The following is a 17855-nucleotide window of genomic DNA, read 5'->3' as shown; positions in this document are numbered from 1 at the left end:
CCAGGAGGGGTGGCGCAGGTATCCGGCGCGGGTGCGGGTGGTGTAGGTGATCTCGGCGACGAGGCGGGGCAGGACCCAGCGGGCTCCGGGCACCTTGGGGGCGGGGGTGAAGGGGCAGGTGGTCCAGGCGGCCACCGCGAGCAGGTCGGCGAGCCGGCGGCGTTCGCGGTCGCTCCAGCCGGTGCCGACCGATCCGATGTAGTGCAGCGGGCCGTCGTGGAGTTCGCCGAGGAGGACGGCGCCGGGCAGTCCGGCCAGCCGGCCGGTGCCGGGTACCCAGCCGCCGATGACGGCATCGGTGGTCCGCACGTTTTTGATCTTGAGCCAGGCGGTGGAGCGTACGCCCGGCCGGTAGGGCGACGTGAGCCGTTTCGCGATCACGCCCTCCAGGCCGGCTTCCCGGGTCGCCCGAAGTGCGCTTGCGGCGTGGTCGACGACGGCCGCGGGTACCGACCAGGCCGGACCGTGCAGGCCGAGGCCGGTGAGGATCTGGCGGCGTTCGGTCCAGGGCCGGCTGGTGAGGTTTTGGCCGTCTAGGTAGAGCACGTCGAACACCACCAGGTGCACGGGTACCCGCAGCGCCAGGCGGGCGGCGCGGTCAGGCTTGCGCGCCAGGCCCATGCGGGACTGCAGGAGTTCGAAGTCGGGGCGGCCGTCCGCGTCCGTGGCGATGATCTCCCCGTCCAGCACCGCCGACCGGCCGCCGAGCGCGGCGGGCAGGCCGTGCAGCTCGGGATAGGCGGCGGTGACCGCGTGCCCGCCCCGGGAGCGGATCGAGACCGTGCCGTCGCCGGGCAAGAAGGTCAGGGCGCGCTGGCCGTCCTGCTTGGTCTCCACCGCCCACTGTTCGTCGCCGCCAGGCAGCGGCAGATTCCCGGCGGAGGCGAGCATGGGTGTGAGGACGGGAAGCGGGTCCATGGGCCAGGTGTGGCCGCAGTCGTGCGCGGCGTCACCTGGGCAGCCGGACATTCCCCCGGACAGCCCCGCCACCAGCGCCGCGGATCACCTGCGGCCGACCTTACGGAGTGACTCTGCTGTCCATCGCCTGGACCTGCGGAGTGACCTGCTGCTCGGCTCGTCCCATCAGTCTCTGCCAGTGCCCTGGCGTGCTTCTCCTCTCGGCCGGTCCCGGACCCGGACGGCCGGGACGTAGCAGGCGCGAGAGGTGACGACGTGCCCATGCACTGCCGGGTCAGCTCACGAGTAAGTGGCCGCGTTCTGGGGCGGATTCGGCGGATTGCAGCCGATGAAGCGGTGGGGACGGCTCAGCCCCGAATTCGTCCCGTGCCTCGCGTGGGAAGCGCGGGTGCGACCTGTATGGATGGGGAGCCGTGCGCGGTCGGTGCGGGGCGGGTGTGTCGTGTGCCGGTTCCGTGGGCGAGGGTCTCGGTGAGGTCGGCCAGCAGTGTGCTGGGGGTGTAGGGGGAGGCGGTGACGCTCCAGGTGGGGTGGTCGATGCTGGGGCCGGCCCAGATGGTCCAGGTGGCGAGGGTGCTGCTGTGCTGCTGGGCGGCGAAGGCGTCGAACTGGATACCGGCGTCCCGGGACGGGTTCGTCCAGCGGATCCAGCGCCCGTCGACGGTGTGCTTCCAGCCGGCGTCGGTGAGGGGCTTCGTGGCGGTGGTGACGGTGTTCTCGTTGACGGGACTACCGACGGCGGTGTCCCACGTATCGCCTTCGGCGAGGTGGTGCAGCAGGGTCTGGAGTATGGGGGCGGGGGTGGTGCCGGTTGCGGTGAGGTGCCACATCCGGTCGGAGACGGGCGTCTCGTACGCGGCCACGGTCCAGGCGGTCTCGCGGGGGTCGGTTTCGTGGACGCGCTCGATACACAGGGTCTGCGACTCGAGGATGACGTGGGTCGTGTCATCCGACCAGGTCCGCCACTTCTCGAACTCGCCGTGCGCGTCGACAAAGGTGCCGAGGAGTGCGTCGTGGTCGCCGGTATCAGCCAGATGGATGGGGACGGTCTCCGGCTCCGGCCGGGATGGTTCGGACTTGGCCGTGGTGACGTCGAAGACGGAGCGCGCTGCGATGGCGTCATGTTCGGTGTCGGTCAGGGGCGCCGGGCCGGGGCGCATCGTGGCTGTGTGGACCTTTTCGAAGGCCGTCAGTGCCTTTGCGGGTGAGTCGAAGGTGTCGGCGACCTGGCGCAGGTGGTCCTCGCCGTGGAGGTATACGGACTTGCCGCCGCGGTCGAGGTAGGTGCCCACCGCGATGGTGGTGTGGCCGTCGTGGGCGTGGATGAGGAGACGGCCGTAGCGGATGTCGTCGTGGATTTTCTGCGCCTGCTGGGACACCTCGCGGATCTCGCTGCGGGTGCACCAGGGCATCGGATAGTTCGGCCAGCTCCATCCTTCGTCGATGGCTTTCTGGAGCCGAGGGGTGATCTCGACGGTGATGCCTCCGGCCCTCAGGTGCTGTGCCGCCTCGTCGGCCCAGTGCGGCTCTTCGTGATCGATGCGTGCCAGGACCAGGACGTTGGTGGCGGCGACGCTCCAGTTGGCAGCCTCCAGAGCGACGAGGGCGATGTGGGCCTGGGTGCCGGTCAGGACGGCTTGCACGGCGCTGGGGTGAGTGGGGTGGGTGTCGAGGCGGACGTGGGCGTCGATGGCGGGAGTCACGGTGGGGGTCTGTTCTGCCGGTGGCCGGGCCATCGGGTCCGACCACCGGCGCGTTGGGGGCTAGCGGGTTGCTCGTGTGGACCGGGCGGCATGTGCGGCCGTGGTGGTCGGCGGGCCGGCGCGGGTGGTGACCGTCGGCCGCCGCCGCTGGGGCGGGGTGGCTGCGGTGGCGTGCTCCCAGCGGGTGCGCACGGCGGACAGGTCGGCGAGGGCGCGGCGGCTGCCGAGGACGAGTTGGTACGGCGTGGTGGCCGGGTTGTCGGTGAACGCCTCGATGCGCAGACCCACCTGATGCGCGGTCGCCAGGACCGAGCGCTGGAGGATCCGCTCGCCCCAGTACTCAGTGGAACCGGCCGCCGCTCCGAGCAGGCCGAGCAGCTTGGCCGGTTCGGCACCGGACGTGAGGAGGCCGCGCTGCTGGGCCTCCCACAGGACGGTGACCGGGTCGACGGGGGCACGGCGCCGGGCCAGAGCGGTCAGGCACTGCCACAGACCGGCGTGCAGGGGGTGCGTGAAGTCGTCCGTGCTCAGCCACCGCAGCTGCTCCACGTCCTCAGGGTGCGCCGTCACGGTCGCGAGCAGCATCCGCTCCTCGTCGACTGCCTCCTCGGGGTCGCCGAGGACAGCCGTCGGAGCGGGTGCGGGGGCGCGGGGCAGGGAACCTGAATGCGACGGGAACCTGGCGGCGATGTCGTCCACGGCGCGGGCCAGGGCGTCGGCTTTGGCGAGGGTGGTGGGCACCGGGTGGGGGAGCGTGACGTCCGTCGCGGCCATCGCGAGGCGCTCGGCGTGGGCGCGCACGGTACGGCGGGCGTGCTCGGCCTCGATCATCCGTGCGTACGCCTGCGCGTGCCGGGGCCGTGGGCAGACCTGGATCAGGGTGTGCAGGTAGGCGGCGGTCAGAGCGCGGGCGTGCTCGCGGGCGGCGGCGAGGACCGCGTTGAGCCAGCTGGTGTCTTGAGCATGCTGGGCCGGGGCAGGGGCGGGGAGGGCGTGGATGGCGCCGAACAGGGCGCCGTGTGCGTAGTTGGAGAACGAGTCCGGCGTGATCCCGTCGACCTCGTGGAGGCGGTGGGGTTCGAGGAGGAGAGCGCCGAGGAGGGCCTGCTCGGCGTAGTGCACGGGCTGCGGCGGATACGTGTCGAGCAGATCGTCGAGGTTGTCCAGCGCATCGTCGGGGGTGGGGGGCATCAAGCGGCCAGGGTGAAGTCGTCGGGGTTGAGGGGGACGCGCAGGTGGTCGGCGAGGAGGTGGCCGGCGAGCAGCGGGGGGACGGCGTTGCCGATCTGGGAGAACCGCTGGCCCTTGTTGCCGGCCCAGGGGTAGGCGGCGGGGAACGTCTGCAGGAGACCGGCCTCGCGTGCGGTGATGCGGATCGGCTCCGGGGGAGTGGGTGTTGCCGCCCCCGTTTCGTCCACCCGCGGAGTGCCGACCGGTTCGGCGATCCAGGCGCATTCGTTGGCGCGCCGTCCGAAGAACAGTGTCCCGGCCGGTTCCCCGATCGGTCTGACGGTGGCGTTGGCCTGGTTGTTGTTGCGAAGAGCCCAGGACCAGCGGACCGCTTCGGCCGTGAGGGCAGGGACGGATGCGTCGGCAGGCTGGCGGTCGGTGACTCCGTGCGGGGTGGGCCGGCCGGTCCCTGCCCGGTCGGATGACGGTGCGTTTTCGTTGGTGCGGGGTGTCCAGGTGCCGCGGTCGCGGGCGTTGACGAGGGTCTTGCGGGAGCCGGATGGGAAGGGTTCGGGCCCGCCTCCTGGTCCGCCGCCGGCGCATACGGTGGGGACGGGGCGGTCGGTGGCGCCCCAGCCGAGGGCCTCGGCCATGGATACCCAGCGGGCGCGGCCCGGGCCGAACAGTGACTCCGGTTCGGCGATCTGGGCGTGGGTGGGCGTGGGTGGTTGGGCGGTGCGGGTCCGGGAGGCGATCAGGATCGCCCGCCGCCTCGTCTGGGGGACGCCGTAGTCGGCGGCGTTGAGGATCCCGGTCCACACCGAGAAGCCCCAGCTGCGAAGGACGGCCGCGTACTGCCGCCACAGCGGCAGCACGTCGGGGACCTCCTCCATGACGACCCACTCGGGTTCCCCGGTCGTGTTGAGGGTGTGCAGGTAGCGCATGGGCTCGGCGGCGAGGAGGGAGCGTTCGTCCGCGCACACGCCGAGCAGGTGGTGGCGGGTGTCGTGTCCGGCGGCGAGGTCGGCGACGGCCTGGTGGACCAGTGGCTGGTCGACCAGCCCGAGGCGCTTGCCCGCCATGCTCCATGCCTGGCACGGAGGAGAGGCGATCAGCCCCAGGACACGGCCGGAGAAGATCCACGGCGGATAGGCGGCGACATCCGTCCGGATCGTCAACTGCCCAGCCGCAGCACGGGTCTTACACGCCCACTGGTCCCACTCCAAGCCCACATCGCGTGCGCCGAGAACGGTGAGAGCGTGGCTCCAGCCGCCGGGCCCGGCGAAAAGGTCGAGGATGATCCCTCTCAAGTAGCCAGCCCGAAGTCGTCCTGCATCGGCTCGGCTTCGCCCCGGCACGCCCAGGGGGAACAGCCGTCGACGACGCCCTGTTCCAGCACGTCAGGGTCGGCTGGGGTGTCGGTGAATTCGGGCTGCAGTGCCGCCCGTTCGGCCGCGGTGACGTGGTCGATCGGGGCCTGGCTGAGCGGGAGCCGGGAGCGGTGGAGGAACGCCTCCCGAGCAGTGGGTTGCCGGTGGCGTTCGCGCGGGCGTTGCCCTGACGGATGGCCGCGTCGAACGCGACCACGTCCGCCCATTCCCCGGGAGAGTTGTCACGGATATTTTTCCACTGCGCGTTTCCGTGAAATGGGCAGCCCAGTTCCCTGTCAAGTCTGGCTGTGTTGTAGCGATCTCTTATTTGACTCCTGGTGTTGGTTGTTGAGGTGACTCTGCGTAATAGCGGAGAGGGTGGCTCTATTCACGAATCCCGAAAGCAGATCGGCACTTCGGGAGGCGGCCCGCCACTGCCGAAGTCGATGCTGTGAACGAGAACGGGAGACATCCCGTCCCTGGCAGGTGTGGTTGTGGGGCCCGGCCCCGTTGATGAGGGTGGGGCCCGGGCCGGTGGCTTGATCGGCTCTGCGATTCTTGATCGCTGCCGAGCCTGCTGATTAGGTGGCTGGCGCTCCGTGAGCCCGAGGCCCGGGACCGTGCGGCGTTCATCGAGCTGCTGGCGTCGCCAGAGGCGCACACCTATCTCTGCGGCCCTCGGCCGCGTGACGAGCTTGAGCGCGAGATGCCCGTGGTGCCCGAGCGGTGGCCCGGGAGTTTCGTCGTTGGAAGGCTGGTCAACGTCAGCGAAGTTTGATGACCGCTAGGTACTGCCCGCGACGGTATCCGCGAGGGTCGTAGCAAGATCCCCGTTGTCTGTAGGGTGCGGCAATGACAAGAAGCGAGCGGCTCGCGGAGCAGTTGGATTGGTACTGGCGCCAGAACCTGTGGCCGCGATTGGACGGTCTTACCGATGAGGAGTACTTCTGGGAGCCGGTGCGTGGCTGCTGGAGTATCCGCCCACGTGGCACGTCGGCCGCACCGATGTCGGTAGTTTCGGGGGAGTGGACGATGGACTCCGCGTCGCCTGACGCGGTGCCGGTGCTGGCGCCGGTGACCACGATTGCCTGGCGGCTGGCGCACATCATCGTCTCCTGCCTGGGCTATCGGGTCGGATGGTACTTCGGCGGCCAGGACGTCGACTCCCAGACATTCGCCTACGCGGGGACCGCTGACGAGGCGCTGAAACAGCTCGATGAGATGTATGGGAGATGGAACGCGGGGGTCCGCGAGCTCTCGGACGCTGACCTGGAGAATCCGCCCACGGTGGGTCCCGAGCGGTTTCCCATGGAGAACAGGGTCCTGCACGTCAACAGGGAGCTGATCCATCACGGCGCCGAGATTTCCCTGCTGCGCGACCTCTACCGCTGGCAGGACGGAGCCGTACCGCACCGAATATGACCTTTCGGTAACCGGCGATCGAGCTTCGGATCCGCCGCGCTCAACCTTCCCTACGTTGTTCTACGGGACCGGGCGAGCCCTTCGTATGGTTGGCCCACCCAGGGGCGTCGGGTGTGGCTTTCAATCTTCTGCCGCTTGTGGCTTCCATCGATTGGCCGCCCGATGCCCCACGACGACTCGGCTGCCAATTAGGAATTGCGAATGATCGCTCCGTAGGGAATCGACAGCGAGGTCGTCCGTCGGGAGGCACCGGCAGCACACCGTACGGAGGCACCACATGGCCGCGATCTGGGCCGGCATCGACGCAGGCAAGACCCACCACCACTGCGTCGCGATCGACGAGAGCGGCCGCAGGCTGCTGTCACGACGCGTCGCCAACGACGAACCCGAACTCCTCGAACTCCTCGCCGACGTCCTGGCCTTGGGCGACGAGGCGTCCTGGGGCATCGACCTGGCCGACGGCGGCGTCGCCCTCGCCATCACGGTCCTCCTCAACCACGACCAGACGGTGCACTACATCTCCGGCCGGGCCATCCACCGCGCCTCCGAGAGCTACCGCGGCGAAGGCAAGACCGACGCCAAGGACGTCGCCATCATCGCCGACCAAGTCCGCATCCGACGTGACCTGCACCCTTTACGCGCCAGCGACGAGACGGTCATCGACCTGAAGATCCTCACCGGTCGTCGCATGGACCTGGTCGCCGACCGCACCCGCACCGTTAACCGCCTCCGCGCCCAGTTCTCCGGCATCTTCCCCGGCCTGGAGCGCGCGCTGGACCTTACACACACCGGCCCGCTCACTCTGGTGACCGGCTACCAGACCCCGGCAGCCATCCGACGACTCGGTGCCAAGCGGCTGGAGACCTGGCTGCGCAATCGCCATGTCGTCCGCGCCGACAAGCTCGCCGAAACGGCCATCGAAGCCGCCGAACGCCAGCACACCAGCCTGCCCGGCGAGAAGCTGACCGCCGAGATGGTGCACACGCTGGCGAAGGAGGTGATGACCCTCAACCAGCAGGTCGCCGAGGTCGACAAGCTCATCGAGGCCCGGTTTCGCGACCATCACCACTTCGAGGTGATCACCAGCCTGCCCGGCCTGGGAATCATCCTCGGTGCCGAATTCCTGGCCGCCACCGGCGGCGACATGACCGCCTTCGGCACCCCCGACCGCCTCGCCGGCTTCGGCGGCGTCGCCCCGGTGCCCCGTGACTCCGGGAAGATCAGCGGGAATCTGAAGCGCCCGCAGCGATACAGCCGCCGCCTCCAACGCGTCTTCTACACCTCAGCGTTGTTCAGCATTCGTAAGTGCGAGGAGTCGCGCAGGTTCTACGACCGCAAACGAGCTGAGGGCAAGCGCCACACCCAGGCCGTCCTCGCCCTCGCTCGACGCCGGGTCAACGTCCTATGGGCCCTCCTACGTGACGGACGGTGCTACGAGCCAGCTCCGCCGGCAAGGGCTGCCGCGTAGGAACCGACGCGACACGTTCCGCGTCGGACGGCCGATCTGGCGCGTTCAGTCAGACCAGGCAGAACTCGTTACCTTCAGGGTCTGCCATCACCACGTGATCCGGCCTGCCCTGCAGCTCGTCCTCGCGGACCACAGTCGCACCCGCCGTGGTCAACCGCTCGACCGCCTCGACCACACGCGGCCAGCGGATCTGCCACGGTGTTTCACGGCCGCCACCTACTTGCACGTCGAGGTGCAACCGGTTCTTCATCAACTTCGGCTCCGGCACCTTCAAGAAGGACAAGGTGGGGCCTACGCCGTCCGGATCCGAGAGATACGCCCCGTCATCCCACTCGTCCTCCGGAACGCCATGGTGCGCGAACCACTCCTCCCAGCTCCCGAACCCTGCGGGCGCGGGCTTCTCCACATAGCCCAATGCCAGCGCCCAGAACTTGGCCAGCTTGGCCGGGTACGCGCAGTCGATCGTCAAGCTCCACTTGGTCGCCATGAGCCCTCCCCAGTCTGATGGACTGACCGTACCGGGCACCTCTGACAATCCCCGGCCCGTTACTTCGCGCGTGCCCTGTGGCTTGACAAACGGCATTAGGAATCGGTGAGACAGGACAGAGAGCACCGAAGCACCGTCGCCCGGCTGCCGCGGGGAAGGTCGATCTCGGCTAACTGTTCCTGCCGCGGGCGTGGGGATTCGGATACGCCGCCGAGGCGTGCACGGCGGCACTCGACTGGTTCGACGGCGTCCTTCCCGGCGAGCCGGTGGTGCTCGCCACCCAGACCGCCAACGTCGGCTCGATGCGCCTCGCGGCGAAGCTGGGATTCATAGAGGTAGAGCGGTTCCATGCCTGGGACGCCGAGCAATGGCTCGGCATGCGGTCCCCCCGTCGTGCCCTCTGATTGAGCTCGTGCTCGACAGGTCCTGTGGTCTAGTCCTGACCGCGCAGCGGTCAGGACTAGACCAGCCGGTGCGACTATGAGCCGGGCTCGGGGTCCGGGCGCAAGGCCACCACTGGGGCTCGTTTATGCCCCGACTGGTCGCGGAGCTGGTGGTTCTCAATGGTGAGGACGCTTACCACGCGGGCGAATGTCTCGATCTCGGCCTGCTGTCGCTTGTTCTCCTCGATCAGCTCGGCCAGTCGCTCCTTGGTCTTCTTCAGTTCGGCCCGCAGCTTGCGTTCGCTGTCGGGGACCCGTCCCTGAGCTCGGACCTTCGCGTAGAACTCGTCCTTGAGGTCGGTATGCCGGTGGGTGAGGACGTGGCGTTTCACGTCTGCCTCGGCGGCCAGCGCGAGGACGGTCAGCGCTCCGTCGGACCGCAGCGGGGTGCCGGCCAGCAGCCGGTCCATCGCGGCCCTGATGTTCTTCCTCTCGTTGTCGTTGCTCACAACTCGGCCCCCGCTGCCGCCAGGACGCGGTCGTGGTCGTGCTGGTTAGCGAGCTTGGTCAGGACCTGGGCCCGTTCCAGCAGCCGGTCGGCCAGTGGTTCGGGAACCAGACCAGAGGCGGCCTGGCGGCCCAAGTCATCGGCTGCTTCTCGGAGTTGATGTGCGTGTGTGTCGGTGCGGGCGATGTTCGCGCAGTTGACCTTGCAGCGGTCCAGGCTGGGGGCCTCGCTCTTCGCGTTGCGGCCGGGATGGCAGAGCGCTTTGGTCCGGTCGTAGTTGCAGAACAGAAATGCCTCCTTGTTCTCGAAGACGTTCAGCGTCGGGTCGGCCAGTAGGTCTTTGGCCTGACGATTGGAGGTGATGAGACCGCTGAAGCGGTGGTGTTCCTGGGCGGCGGCGTTGATCAGACGCCTTGCGGCGGGGCCCGAGACGCCTGCGCCGTCCTGGATGGCCTCGTGGACCTCGCTGAGTTGCTCGGCGACGTTGCGGGCGGTTTCGAAGTCGAGAAGGTCGTGGATGCCGCAGCGCGAGCGCGATCCGTAGCCCTCGCTGATCAGCGTGCGCATGTGCCCGTACTGAACCGCCAGCGCCACCAGTCCGCCCGGCCTGCGGGCGATGTGCCAGGCCAGAGTGCGGCGGAAGCGGCCCGTGCCGACCCGTCCATGCGGGTCGGCCGGGATTGCCTCCGCCTGCCGGCCCCGGCTCTGGGCATGGGCGTTGACCCACTCGATGAACGCCTCGATGCGATTGCTCATCGTGGCGATCGCCAGCGACCTGCCGCTGCGGCGCTCGGGCTGGAGCGGATCGTGGACCTCGATTGCGAACAGCAGTCCGTGCCCACCGAGTTGCTCCAGCACCCGCACTGCCCTGACGACCTGCGGGACAGCCACCCAGGGAGATTCGCGTACGACTCCGGCGGATTGGTGATTGCCGTCCTCGTCGCGGGCGACCTTGAACTGCCGGGCATAGATGAGGTGCCGCCGGGCCGCCTCCGGCGGCCCCTGTGGATCCGGGCAGCACCCGTTCTCCAGCGCCAGGATCTCCCCGGTCCGCATCCCGGTGAGATAGCCCAGGACGATGAAACAGGCGGTGACCAGGTGTTTCAGGATCCCGGGGACGTCGTGGAAGTCGAACGGACCGTGCCAGGGCTCCCCGCCCAGTTTCGCGGTGATGGAGGTATCCAGCAGGCACCGGCCGGGGTTTTGGACCTTGTATGCCTTCCAGCGCGGATAGTTCATGACCTGGTGGACCTTGGTGATCGGAGTCCCAGTGAGGCCGGCCAGGAACACCCCGGGCGTCGAGATCTTCGTGTCTCTGATCAGCGCCGGGACGGGCCTGCTGTCGGCCTCCAACTGTTCGAGGTAGGCGACCAGACGCAGGCCCGATCCCTTCTTGAACGGGCCCTTCAGCCCTTCCGCGATCTCGACCAGCCGTCGGTGTTCCTCGAAGGCGGCCAGGATGTCGTCGGCGTACTCCTCGACGAACCGTAGTGCCCAGACCAGCAACGGCCCCATCGTCGCCGGGGCGATCGGCTCGGTGACGTTCTCGCCCAGCGGCGAGGCCGCCGGCAGGTAGTCGTCCATGCCCTCCGCGACCCAGGGCGGCGCGACGAGCCGGTCGGTGTCGGGCAGATACAACCGTCCGGAGTAGTGCAGTCGGGAGAGCGCGATCAGATGACTGGTGGCCGTGTTGCGGGCCAGCCCCCGCGCTTTGTCGAGCTGGTGGCTGTAGTCCGACAGGTCCTCGGCCGTCACCAGCGAAAGCTGCTTGATCCCGCGGTCGTCGAGCCACTGGGCGAACATCGACCAGTCGCTGACCGTCCTCGTGATTCGGCCGACGCTGAGCTTGGAGCGCATGGCGGCGCCGCGCAGGGCAACGTCCCTGTCGGGCAGCGGGTAGTTGATCAACGTCCAAGATGCGTGGCGGAATGGCTCCCTGAAGACCTCGGGGAACCATCGCCAGCGGATGACGTCGTCTGTCTGCGAGGGGTTCTGGGTCAGCGCCAGCAACGACCAGCCGTCGTCGCCGTAGCGGGGCACGAAGTTGCGGCGGCCCTCGACGGCCCGGTCGGGATCGAACACGAAGGCGTCGGTCGCCGGGATCGCGAAGCGGGGGTTCAAGGCCAGGGTCATGCGTCGAATCCCTTCTTCAGCAGCTGGTCAATGACCCTTCGTTCGTGGGTACTTGCCTTCTCCAGGGCGTCGTTCCATTCCGTGTCGGTGAAGTCGGGGGCCTTGCGCAGGTCCCGCAGCCGCGCGAAGGGCTCGCGCCAGTCCTGGTTCCACACCTCCGGCGAAAGCACCGACCGCAGCTCCTTGAGCACGTGCAGCAGATAGGCCAGCCGCGGCAGGTGACGCGGGGTGATCACGGCGTTCGGGCAGGCCGTGCAGAGCAGGAACGACGCCCGGCAAGGCACCCCCTGTTCCCCGAACGGGCTGTGGGTGTAGTCGCTGCAGCTGGCGGTCGGGGAGTCCTTGTCCACGTTCGTGTCCGCCCGGCTGATCTGGGCCTGGAACGACGACCTGGCCGCCTCGATCGCCTCCTCGACCCCGTCAGTGATCACCGGTTGGGCCGCCGCGTGCGTGCGCGGGTCCGGCAGGACATAAGCACCGTCGTGGGTGTCCTGACTGTGCTGCGTGGGCTGCCGCTGATGCGCGATCACCACGGTCTTGCGCAGGCGTCGCAGGTTCAACGAGCCCTCGCCGCCCAGCTCCTGGCGCCAGTTGCGCCAGACGTTGGCGTGGAAGTGGCCGTCGAACAGGCCGGCCGTCCCCTCGCCGTAGGCTGCCCGCCGCTGAGCGAGCCGCCAGACGATCAGCCGGTCGGTGGGTGCCCCCACGTTCTTCAGCATCTCCCGTGCCGGGGCGGTGGACTCGATCGCGTGCGTGATCAGCCGTCCGGGAGAGTTCGTTCCCCAGTCGGCCAGGTTCCTCGTCTCGTAGCGGTCCGCCGGGCGGCGGCGCCGCTTCTCCAACTCGACCCGGTAGATGATTTGCCCCTCGTTACCCGCGTCGGGGCTCGCATCGGGCACCTTCATCTCGACGACCGGTGTCGCGTTCCACCCGTAGGCCGCGATGATCAGGATCATCAGTGCGAAGCCCTCATCGGTGGTCAGGAACAGCCGCATCCACGTGTCCTCGGCCCGGTTGCCGCCCAGGGCTCCTGCGTAACGCGGGTCGGGACGGTGGCGCCCATCCGGACGGATGAAGAACGGCGTCTCGCCGGTGCGGATCAACTGGTCCAGTGCCTCACCGACGAGCCAGCCGTCTGTACCTCTTTCGAACCGGCCCGCCCGCCAGTCAAGGAGGTGCTGCCGGTTGGCGCGGATGCGGTGCAGGGCCGGGCGGAACCGCTGAGTGGCAAGTAGCTTGATGCGGTCGAACTCGGCGTCGCTGTGGGCGGTCTCCTTCGGTGCCTTCTCCTTCGGCATCCGCTTGTTCATCAGCTTCCTGGTCTCCGCGGGCACCAGCGGATGCTGCTTCAGTAGCCGGGCGACCTTGCGGACCTGCCGACTGCCCGTGGAGTTCGGCGTGCGGCTCAGCCGCCAGGCCGCCCAGATGTCCGGGGTCAACTCGCACAGAGACTGCGGGACGTGCTCCTGCTCGGCCAGGAAGCGGCTGAAGTAGAGAAAGATCAGCCAGGACTCCCGGCTGGAGGGCAGCGTCTTCCAGGTGCCGGTGGGCCCGCACTGGACAGCGAACGCCTCCGCCAGTTTGCGCCGCAGCCGTCGACCGACCGCCAGCTGGTCGAAGTCGTAACTGGCCTTGTTCGCCCCGTCCTCGGACACGTGCCAGACCAGCAGGTCACCCGGCTCCAGCGGCGGCTTGCGCCGGTGCCCGTCGTCCCCGGGCAAGACAGCGCGTCGTCCTCGCGTACTCATACCAGTGCCTCGCTGTCCAGGACGCGTTCCGACATCTTTGCGATCCGGCCCAGCAGCTCGTTGGTGCCCGGGTCGGCCTCGTCCAGCAGCAGGGACCGGATTTGCAGGTCCGAGACAGGGGCGAGGTAGATCTTGCGGGTGGTCTCCTCGCTCGCGTGATCGAGGAGGTCCTTGACCATCCGCCAGGCATCCCCATAGAGCAGACGGAAGTCCCGCCGCTCCTCCGGGGTGAGGCCGAACCGTTTGTCCAGCGCGTGCATCAGCGCCACCAGCATCTTCAACGCAAAGGCATGCCTTGTGTCCGCAGAGGCCGTGTGCGGGGATGTCGGTGTCGCGATTCGCCTGGGTGGATTCGGTGCTGCGTTCGCGACTCAGTTCCTGGGGCTGTGTAGCTATTCGACGGGGCCCGAGTGACCGGCATCACACCCTTGAGGTGGACTGGAGAGCCGCCTGGGTGACGCGTGAGACGCCTGGACCGAGGCGGCTGGTCCAGCATCAGTGGGTCTGCTTCCAGGCGGTGAGCTGGAAGAGCCGGGCGGTGTGCATGTAGGGCGGGCGGGCTGTAGTGGCGAGTTCGAGGCGTTCAAGGTCCGCGTAGAAGTCCGGATCGTGCTTGCTTGCGTCGTCGGTGATGTAGTCGCAGAAGCTGCGGATGCCGTAGTGGGCGATGTCTCGGCATCCGAGCTTCCGCAGGGTGGGGATGATCTCTTCGGCTGTGTGGAGTGTCAGCGCCGAGTCGAACATCTGGGTCCGGGCCTGATCGGTGTCGAGTGCGGCGAGCGCGGCCGCAGGGTCCATCTCCCGGACTGCGATGTTCAAGGGTGCCGAATGCCGGTTGATCGCCATGATGGAGACCAGGCCCCCGAGCCTCAGCGGGGAGAGTGCCGAGGCGAGAGCGCCTGGGACGTCGTCCATGTATTGCAGGAGGTTATGGCAGAGCACGACATCGAACTCCCCGTCGGCGAGGTCGCGAGGCAGATCGGTCGCGTCGGCCTCAATGCAGTTGATCAGCTCTGTCACGCCGCCTGCCACGGCCCGCTCGGTGGCCGCGGCGAGCATGGCGGGCGCGTAGTCGACGATGGTGACATGGTGTCCGCGGGCCGCGAGGCGGATGGCGTCGCCACCGTCGCCGCCGGCGAGATCGAGTATCCGCAGTGATTCGCCGCCCAGGCCGTCGAGGTGACGGAGCAGGTTTGCCTCGGCGATCGAGTAGCGCAGTCGGCCCCAGGGGGCGTCCTGCCACTCCTGCCAGGTGGTCATCGCGGTGTTGAACTTCTCAGGTGCTTCAGGCATCTGGCGACGATAACGGCCTGGACATGCCGGGGCAGGGTGCGGGCGGATCAGCAGCATGGTCAGCTGCACGTCCCGATCGTGGTCTTGCGGGCTGCTGGGAGGTGGATCACGTGGTTGGCCGCAGCGGTGTCGGCGGCTCCGCGGAGATGGACGATCTCTTCGTGTTGTGCGGCGAGCCGTGCGAGGGCCTGGGTGCGGAAGTCCGTGAGCTCGCCGATCATCTGCTCCGACTGGGCCAGCCGTTCCCGGAGCTTGGTGTTCTCTGCCTTGAGCCGGGTGATCTGGGCCTCGCGGGGGTCGGGGATTTCGCCGGCGTAGTGAAGAGTCTGCAGGCGTCGTTCGAACTCAAGGCGGAGGTGAGCGTAGGGGCGGGTGCCGTAGAACGCGGTGCGGTCGACGCCCGCTTCGCGGGCGAGGGTCTTGATGTCGCATTTTTCGCCGGGCGGGATCTCGCCGCGAAGGAGGCGGTCCATGGCGGCCCGGATGCGGTTCTCGTTCTCGGTGCGCTGGGCTGCGGAGATTCTCATGCGGACTCCTCGTCCATGGTTGCACTGGCGGCGTCGATCTCGGCGACGACCCGGAGGGCTGGTCGTAGTCGGCCTGGAGCCGGGTGCGTTCGGTCTTGCGGGTGGCGCCGAGTTGGCCGATGAAGATCTTTGCTCTGTCGGCATGCTCGGCCCAGACGGGCCGGTGGCCGGGGTGGTGGGTGGCCTGCGGGCAGCGGGCGGAGTCACACATCCCGATCAGCGGGCGGTCCGCGGTGGGGGTGCCCGCGAGTTTGAGGCAGAGTGCCCGGGAAGGGTCGGTGAACCAGCAGTAGTTCGCCGGTCCGAGGTGCAGGACGTTGGCTCGTTTGGTCAGGAGGTTGAGGACGTCGCGGTCGTTGCGCTGGGCTTTCGGAGCCGTGCCCGAGGCGGCAGCGAGCTGGTCGTCGATACCGGCGAAGAACTCGGTGAGGCTGCGGGCGCCGGGACCGGCAGGCAGAACGCCTTCCTGGTAGTTTCGGAACTCCTCCAGTACCAGCTGGAGATTGCGCTCGCTCTCGTGCTTGTTGACCTCGGCCAACAGCTCGGCCTGGGCCCCGCCGGGGCGCGAGGCATAGCCTTCCGTTGTGGCCACGGCGATATGTTTCATGTGGATCTTGGTGGCCAGGACGCCGCCGGGCCGGTAGGCCATTTCCAGGGACAAAGTGCGCCGCAGCATCCGCAAGTTGACTGGCCCCCCGGGGATTGGCGCCAGGCCAAGTCGTTGGCCGGCCTCGGAGTTGGCCCAGTTCTTGAACCACTTGAAGCGGACGTTGAAGGAGAACCTGCCGATCAGCAAAGCCCCTTCTGCCGGGGCGTCGTGCAGTTGCTCGAGGAGTTCGATCGCTCGATAGACCGGCTCGATAACGACCCACTCGTCGTCGGTGCCGCCCAGCGGCTGCCCTTTGACGATCTTGCTGGCGATCCGGTAGCGGGTCAGGCCCGGGACGGCCTCGTCGGGCGGTCGTCGGCAGCCGATACGCAATTCCATCAGCTCACTCGCGCGCATGCCTGAGATAGCGGCAGCGGTGATGATCGCGGCGGTGCGGACGATGCCGACCAGGGCAACGGCCTGGAGCCGGGACACCGGCAGGGTCCAGGGCAGTGACGATGTCCCGTCGGCCGCGGGGACCATGTCGGCATCACGGCCGAACGGTCTCTCGACGCCGACCTGCGCGAGGGTGTCTTCCAGCGCCGGCCTCATGGTGGGTAGCCACGGATGGCAGAACTGGCTCAGCCCGGCCCGGCGGGCGAGGGTGCCCATGGCCACCAGGAGAAGGGGGTCGTCCTCAGCCCAGCCCTTATCGAGGCGCTTCGCGACGTAATGGTCCTCCAGCATGGGCAGGGCTGTGCACGTTCGCGTGTACTCGGCGAGGATTTCGCTGAGCTCCAGGACCGGGACGCGGTTCTTGGGCCCGACCCGCCGGAGTCCTTGTGCTCGTCGGGCCGAGTGGCGGTCGGATTCGCGGATCTTGTTTGCCAGGTCGACGGCGTGCGGACCTAGTGTGGACATCAGGTAGAGGGCGGCCGCGAGCATCGGCTGCATGATCTCGTCCGCGACCGGTTGGGTCTTGTTCTCGTCTCGGCCGCTGGGCATCTCGGCGACGGCGGAGGCGGTGGCGCCGCCCCAGGGCCGCAGCCCGGCGGGGACGCGGTCGGTGGTGAACAGGTCGCGGTAGTTCACCAGGTCGACGACGACCTGGGCGGCGGATCTCCTGGTCGCGTGGCTGTTCTCGCCGATCACGGCTCCGTCATCGTCGAGCACGTAGCGGCGGTGAGCCAGGTATGCCTCACAGTCCCGAGTGGTGACCTGCTGCAGGCTGCTGGTCGCCCGTTCGCCCAGCCAGTTGAAGAAGCGGACGAGTTCGTCGAGACGACCGCAGCAACTGGTGACGTGGAGCGGGTTGCGGAAGGCGCGGGGCAACGGGGCGACCGTCTGGTGGCGGGGTGCGAGCATCGCCAAGACCAGTTCCTTGGCCACCAGTTGCCAACGCGAGTCCGTGATCAGGGTGAAGTCGAAGCGCCTCACCGAGGGGCTCAACTGGGTCGGCAGCGGTCCCACTTTGAGCCGCTGATCCGCCGAGGATTCCGCGGCGACCACCGCCGCCAGTCCTCGAAATCGAGCAGGTCCTCGACCTCGGCATGGCACCAGTTCTTGTCCCGCTGCCACAGGAAGTTGAAGAACAGACAGCAGTCCCCGGCGTAGTTCCGACGCGTCTCCCAGGCCAGATGCGCGAACGCCGAACGCGTCGTGTACAGCGTCAGCCGCGGGTCCACCTGGTAGTTAGGGTCCGTGAAGAACACGTCCCCCGGGTCGATCCGGGCGGCCTCCTCCCGTACGTCGAGGTCGGCCCACTCCCTCAGGACAGGGTGATCGCTCGCCGCTGCGGCGTGCCGTCTCGTCACCCAGTGCACTTGCCGGAACTTGCTCACACGTCCCTCTTCGCTCGCAACACGTACCGCTGCAACACGAAGATTCAATAGGGAAGAAGCTGCAACTCGATTTCGGCGTGTTATCCAGGCCGACGGAGGAAAGGTAGCGGGCGCAGTCTGCGCGGGTCCAGCCGAGTTCGATGAGTGGATGCCGGTTGCGCATGTACTGGACGTCGGCATCCTTGGCTCGGTGGAACTTGTCCGTGGAGATTCCCACCCATTGCTCGACGAATGTACTCTTCGGGATGCGCTGCGGGTAGGGGTGTCCGAGGAGTTCCCGGACCTTCTTCTTGAT

15 protein-coding genes and 3 pseudogenes are annotated in these 17855 nt (G+C 68.2%); 4 read left to right on the top strand and 14 right to left on the bottom strand.

From position 1 onward, the window contains the following. The 5 genes and pseudogenes from PUR53_RS09120 to PUR53_RS09100 all read right to left on the bottom strand — a co-directional run. The coding region (locus PUR53_RS09120; protein ID WP_329907943.1) for an ATP-dependent DNA ligase at positions 1-918 on the bottom strand (918 nt) is incomplete at its 3' end. A gap of 347 nt (positions 919-1265) precedes the next feature. After that, positions 1266-2621 (bottom strand): DUF317 domain-containing protein, encoded by a 1356-nt coding sequence (locus PUR53_RS09115; protein WP_329907942.1) that lies wholly within the window; start codon positions 2619-2621, stop codon positions 1266-1268. Positions 2622-2681: 60 nt separating this feature from the next. After that, positions 2682-3812 (bottom strand): DnaB-like helicase N-terminal domain-containing protein, encoded by a 1131-nt coding sequence (locus PUR53_RS09110; RefSeq protein WP_329907947.1) that lies wholly within the window; start codon positions 3810-3812, stop codon positions 2682-2684. Next, positions 3812-5092, bottom strand: a complete 1281-nt coding sequence (locus PUR53_RS09105) for a DNA cytosine methyltransferase (protein WP_329907946.1) — start codon at positions 5090-5092, stop codon at positions 3812-3814. The genes PUR53_RS09110 and PUR53_RS09105 overlap by 1 nt, the downstream gene beginning before the upstream one ends. A gap of 5 nt (positions 5093-5097) precedes the next feature. Further along, positions 5098-5450, bottom strand: a pseudogene (locus PUR53_RS09100) (hypothetical protein); the annotation flags it as partial. A gap of 276 nt (positions 5451-5726) precedes the next feature. Between PUR53_RS09100 and PUR53_RS09095 the strand changes: the two are divergent. The 3 genes and pseudogenes from PUR53_RS09095 to PUR53_RS09085 form a co-directional block, all read left to right on the top strand. After that, positions 5727-5909: pseudogene (locus tag PUR53_RS09095) on the top strand (hypothetical protein); the annotation flags it as partial. Positions 5910-6013: 104 nt separating this feature from the next. Then, on the top strand, positions 6014-6583 hold the full coding sequence (locus tag PUR53_RS09090; RefSeq protein ID WP_329907941.1) for a DinB family protein: 570 nt from the start codon (positions 6014-6016) through the stop codon (positions 6581-6583). Positions 6584-6860: 277 nt separating this feature from the next. Then, positions 6861-8051 carry an IS110 family transposase gene (locus PUR53_RS09085; RefSeq protein ID WP_329907940.1) on the top strand — a complete coding sequence of 397 codons (1191 nt, stop codon included), beginning with the start codon at positions 6861-6863 and terminating at the stop codon, positions 8049-8051. A 49-nt stretch (positions 8052-8100) separates the two neighbouring features. On the opposite strand, the gene PUR53_RS09080 is transcribed toward PUR53_RS09085, so the two are convergent. Next, positions 8101-8538, bottom strand: a complete 438-nt coding sequence (locus tag PUR53_RS09080) for a VOC family protein (RefSeq protein ID WP_329907939.1) — start codon at positions 8536-8538, stop codon at positions 8101-8103. Between the two features lie 116 nt (positions 8539-8654). On the opposite strand from PUR53_RS09080, the pseudogene PUR53_RS09075 reads away from it, so the two are divergent. Then, positions 8655-8942 (top strand): annotated as a pseudogene (locus tag PUR53_RS09075) (GNAT family N-acetyltransferase); the annotation flags it as partial. 74 nt (positions 8943-9016) lie between these two features. Here the strand turns inward: PUR53_RS09075 and PUR53_RS09070 are convergent. The 8 genes from PUR53_RS09070 to PUR53_RS09035 all read right to left on the bottom strand — a co-directional run bounded on the left by PUR53_RS09070 (position 9017) and on the right by PUR53_RS09035 (position 17560). Beyond that, positions 9017-9430 carry a hypothetical protein gene (locus PUR53_RS09070; protein WP_329898554.1) on the bottom strand — a complete coding sequence of 138 codons (414 nt, stop codon included), beginning with the start codon at positions 9428-9430 and terminating at the stop codon, positions 9017-9019. Then, positions 9427-11562, bottom strand: a complete 2136-nt coding sequence (locus tag PUR53_RS09065) for an integrase (protein ID WP_329898553.1) — start codon at positions 11560-11562, stop codon at positions 9427-9429. Before PUR53_RS09065 ends, PUR53_RS09070 begins: the two co-directional genes overlap by 4 nt. Further along, positions 11559-13283: a hypothetical protein gene (locus PUR53_RS09060; protein ID WP_329907938.1), complete on the bottom strand. Its 1725-nt coding sequence runs from the start codon at positions 13281-13283 to the stop codon at positions 11559-11561. Before PUR53_RS09060 ends, PUR53_RS09065 begins: the two co-directional genes overlap by 4 nt. A 23-nt stretch (positions 13284-13306) precedes the next feature. Further along, the gene (locus PUR53_RS09055; RefSeq protein WP_329898551.1) at positions 13307-13591 is read right to left on the bottom strand and encodes a hypothetical protein; all 285 of its coding nucleotides are present in this window, start codon (positions 13589-13591) and stop codon (positions 13307-13309) included. Between the two features lie 214 nt (positions 13592-13805). After that, positions 13806-14603: a class I SAM-dependent methyltransferase gene (locus PUR53_RS09050; protein ID WP_329898550.1), complete on the bottom strand. Its 798-nt coding sequence runs from the start codon at positions 14601-14603 to the stop codon at positions 13806-13808. Between the two features lie 59 nt (positions 14604-14662). Continuing rightward, the gene (locus tag PUR53_RS09045) at positions 14663-14824 is read right to left on the bottom strand and encodes a hypothetical protein (protein WP_329907937.1); all 162 of its coding nucleotides are present in this window, start codon (positions 14822-14824) and stop codon (positions 14663-14665) included. Positions 14825-14948: 124 nt separating this feature from the next. After that, the gene (locus PUR53_RS09040; protein ID WP_329907936.1) at positions 14949-17228 is read right to left on the bottom strand and encodes a site-specific integrase; all 2280 of its coding nucleotides are present in this window, start codon (positions 17226-17228) and stop codon (positions 14949-14951) included. Beyond that, complete coding sequence (locus tag PUR53_RS09035; protein ID WP_329907948.1) at positions 17165-17560, bottom strand: hypothetical protein; 396 nt, start codon at positions 17558-17560, stop codon at positions 17165-17167. Before PUR53_RS09035 ends, PUR53_RS09040 begins: the two co-directional genes overlap by 64 nt. Between the last annotated feature and the right edge of the window lie 295 nt (positions 17561-17855).

The sequence above is a fragment of the Streptomyces sp. SP18BB07 genome (assembly GCF_036322545.1).
Lineage (GTDB): Bacteria > Actinomycetota > Actinomycetes > Streptomycetales > Streptomycetaceae > Streptomyces > Streptomyces deccanensis.
This window is presented reverse-complemented; position numbering and strand designations above follow the sequence as displayed.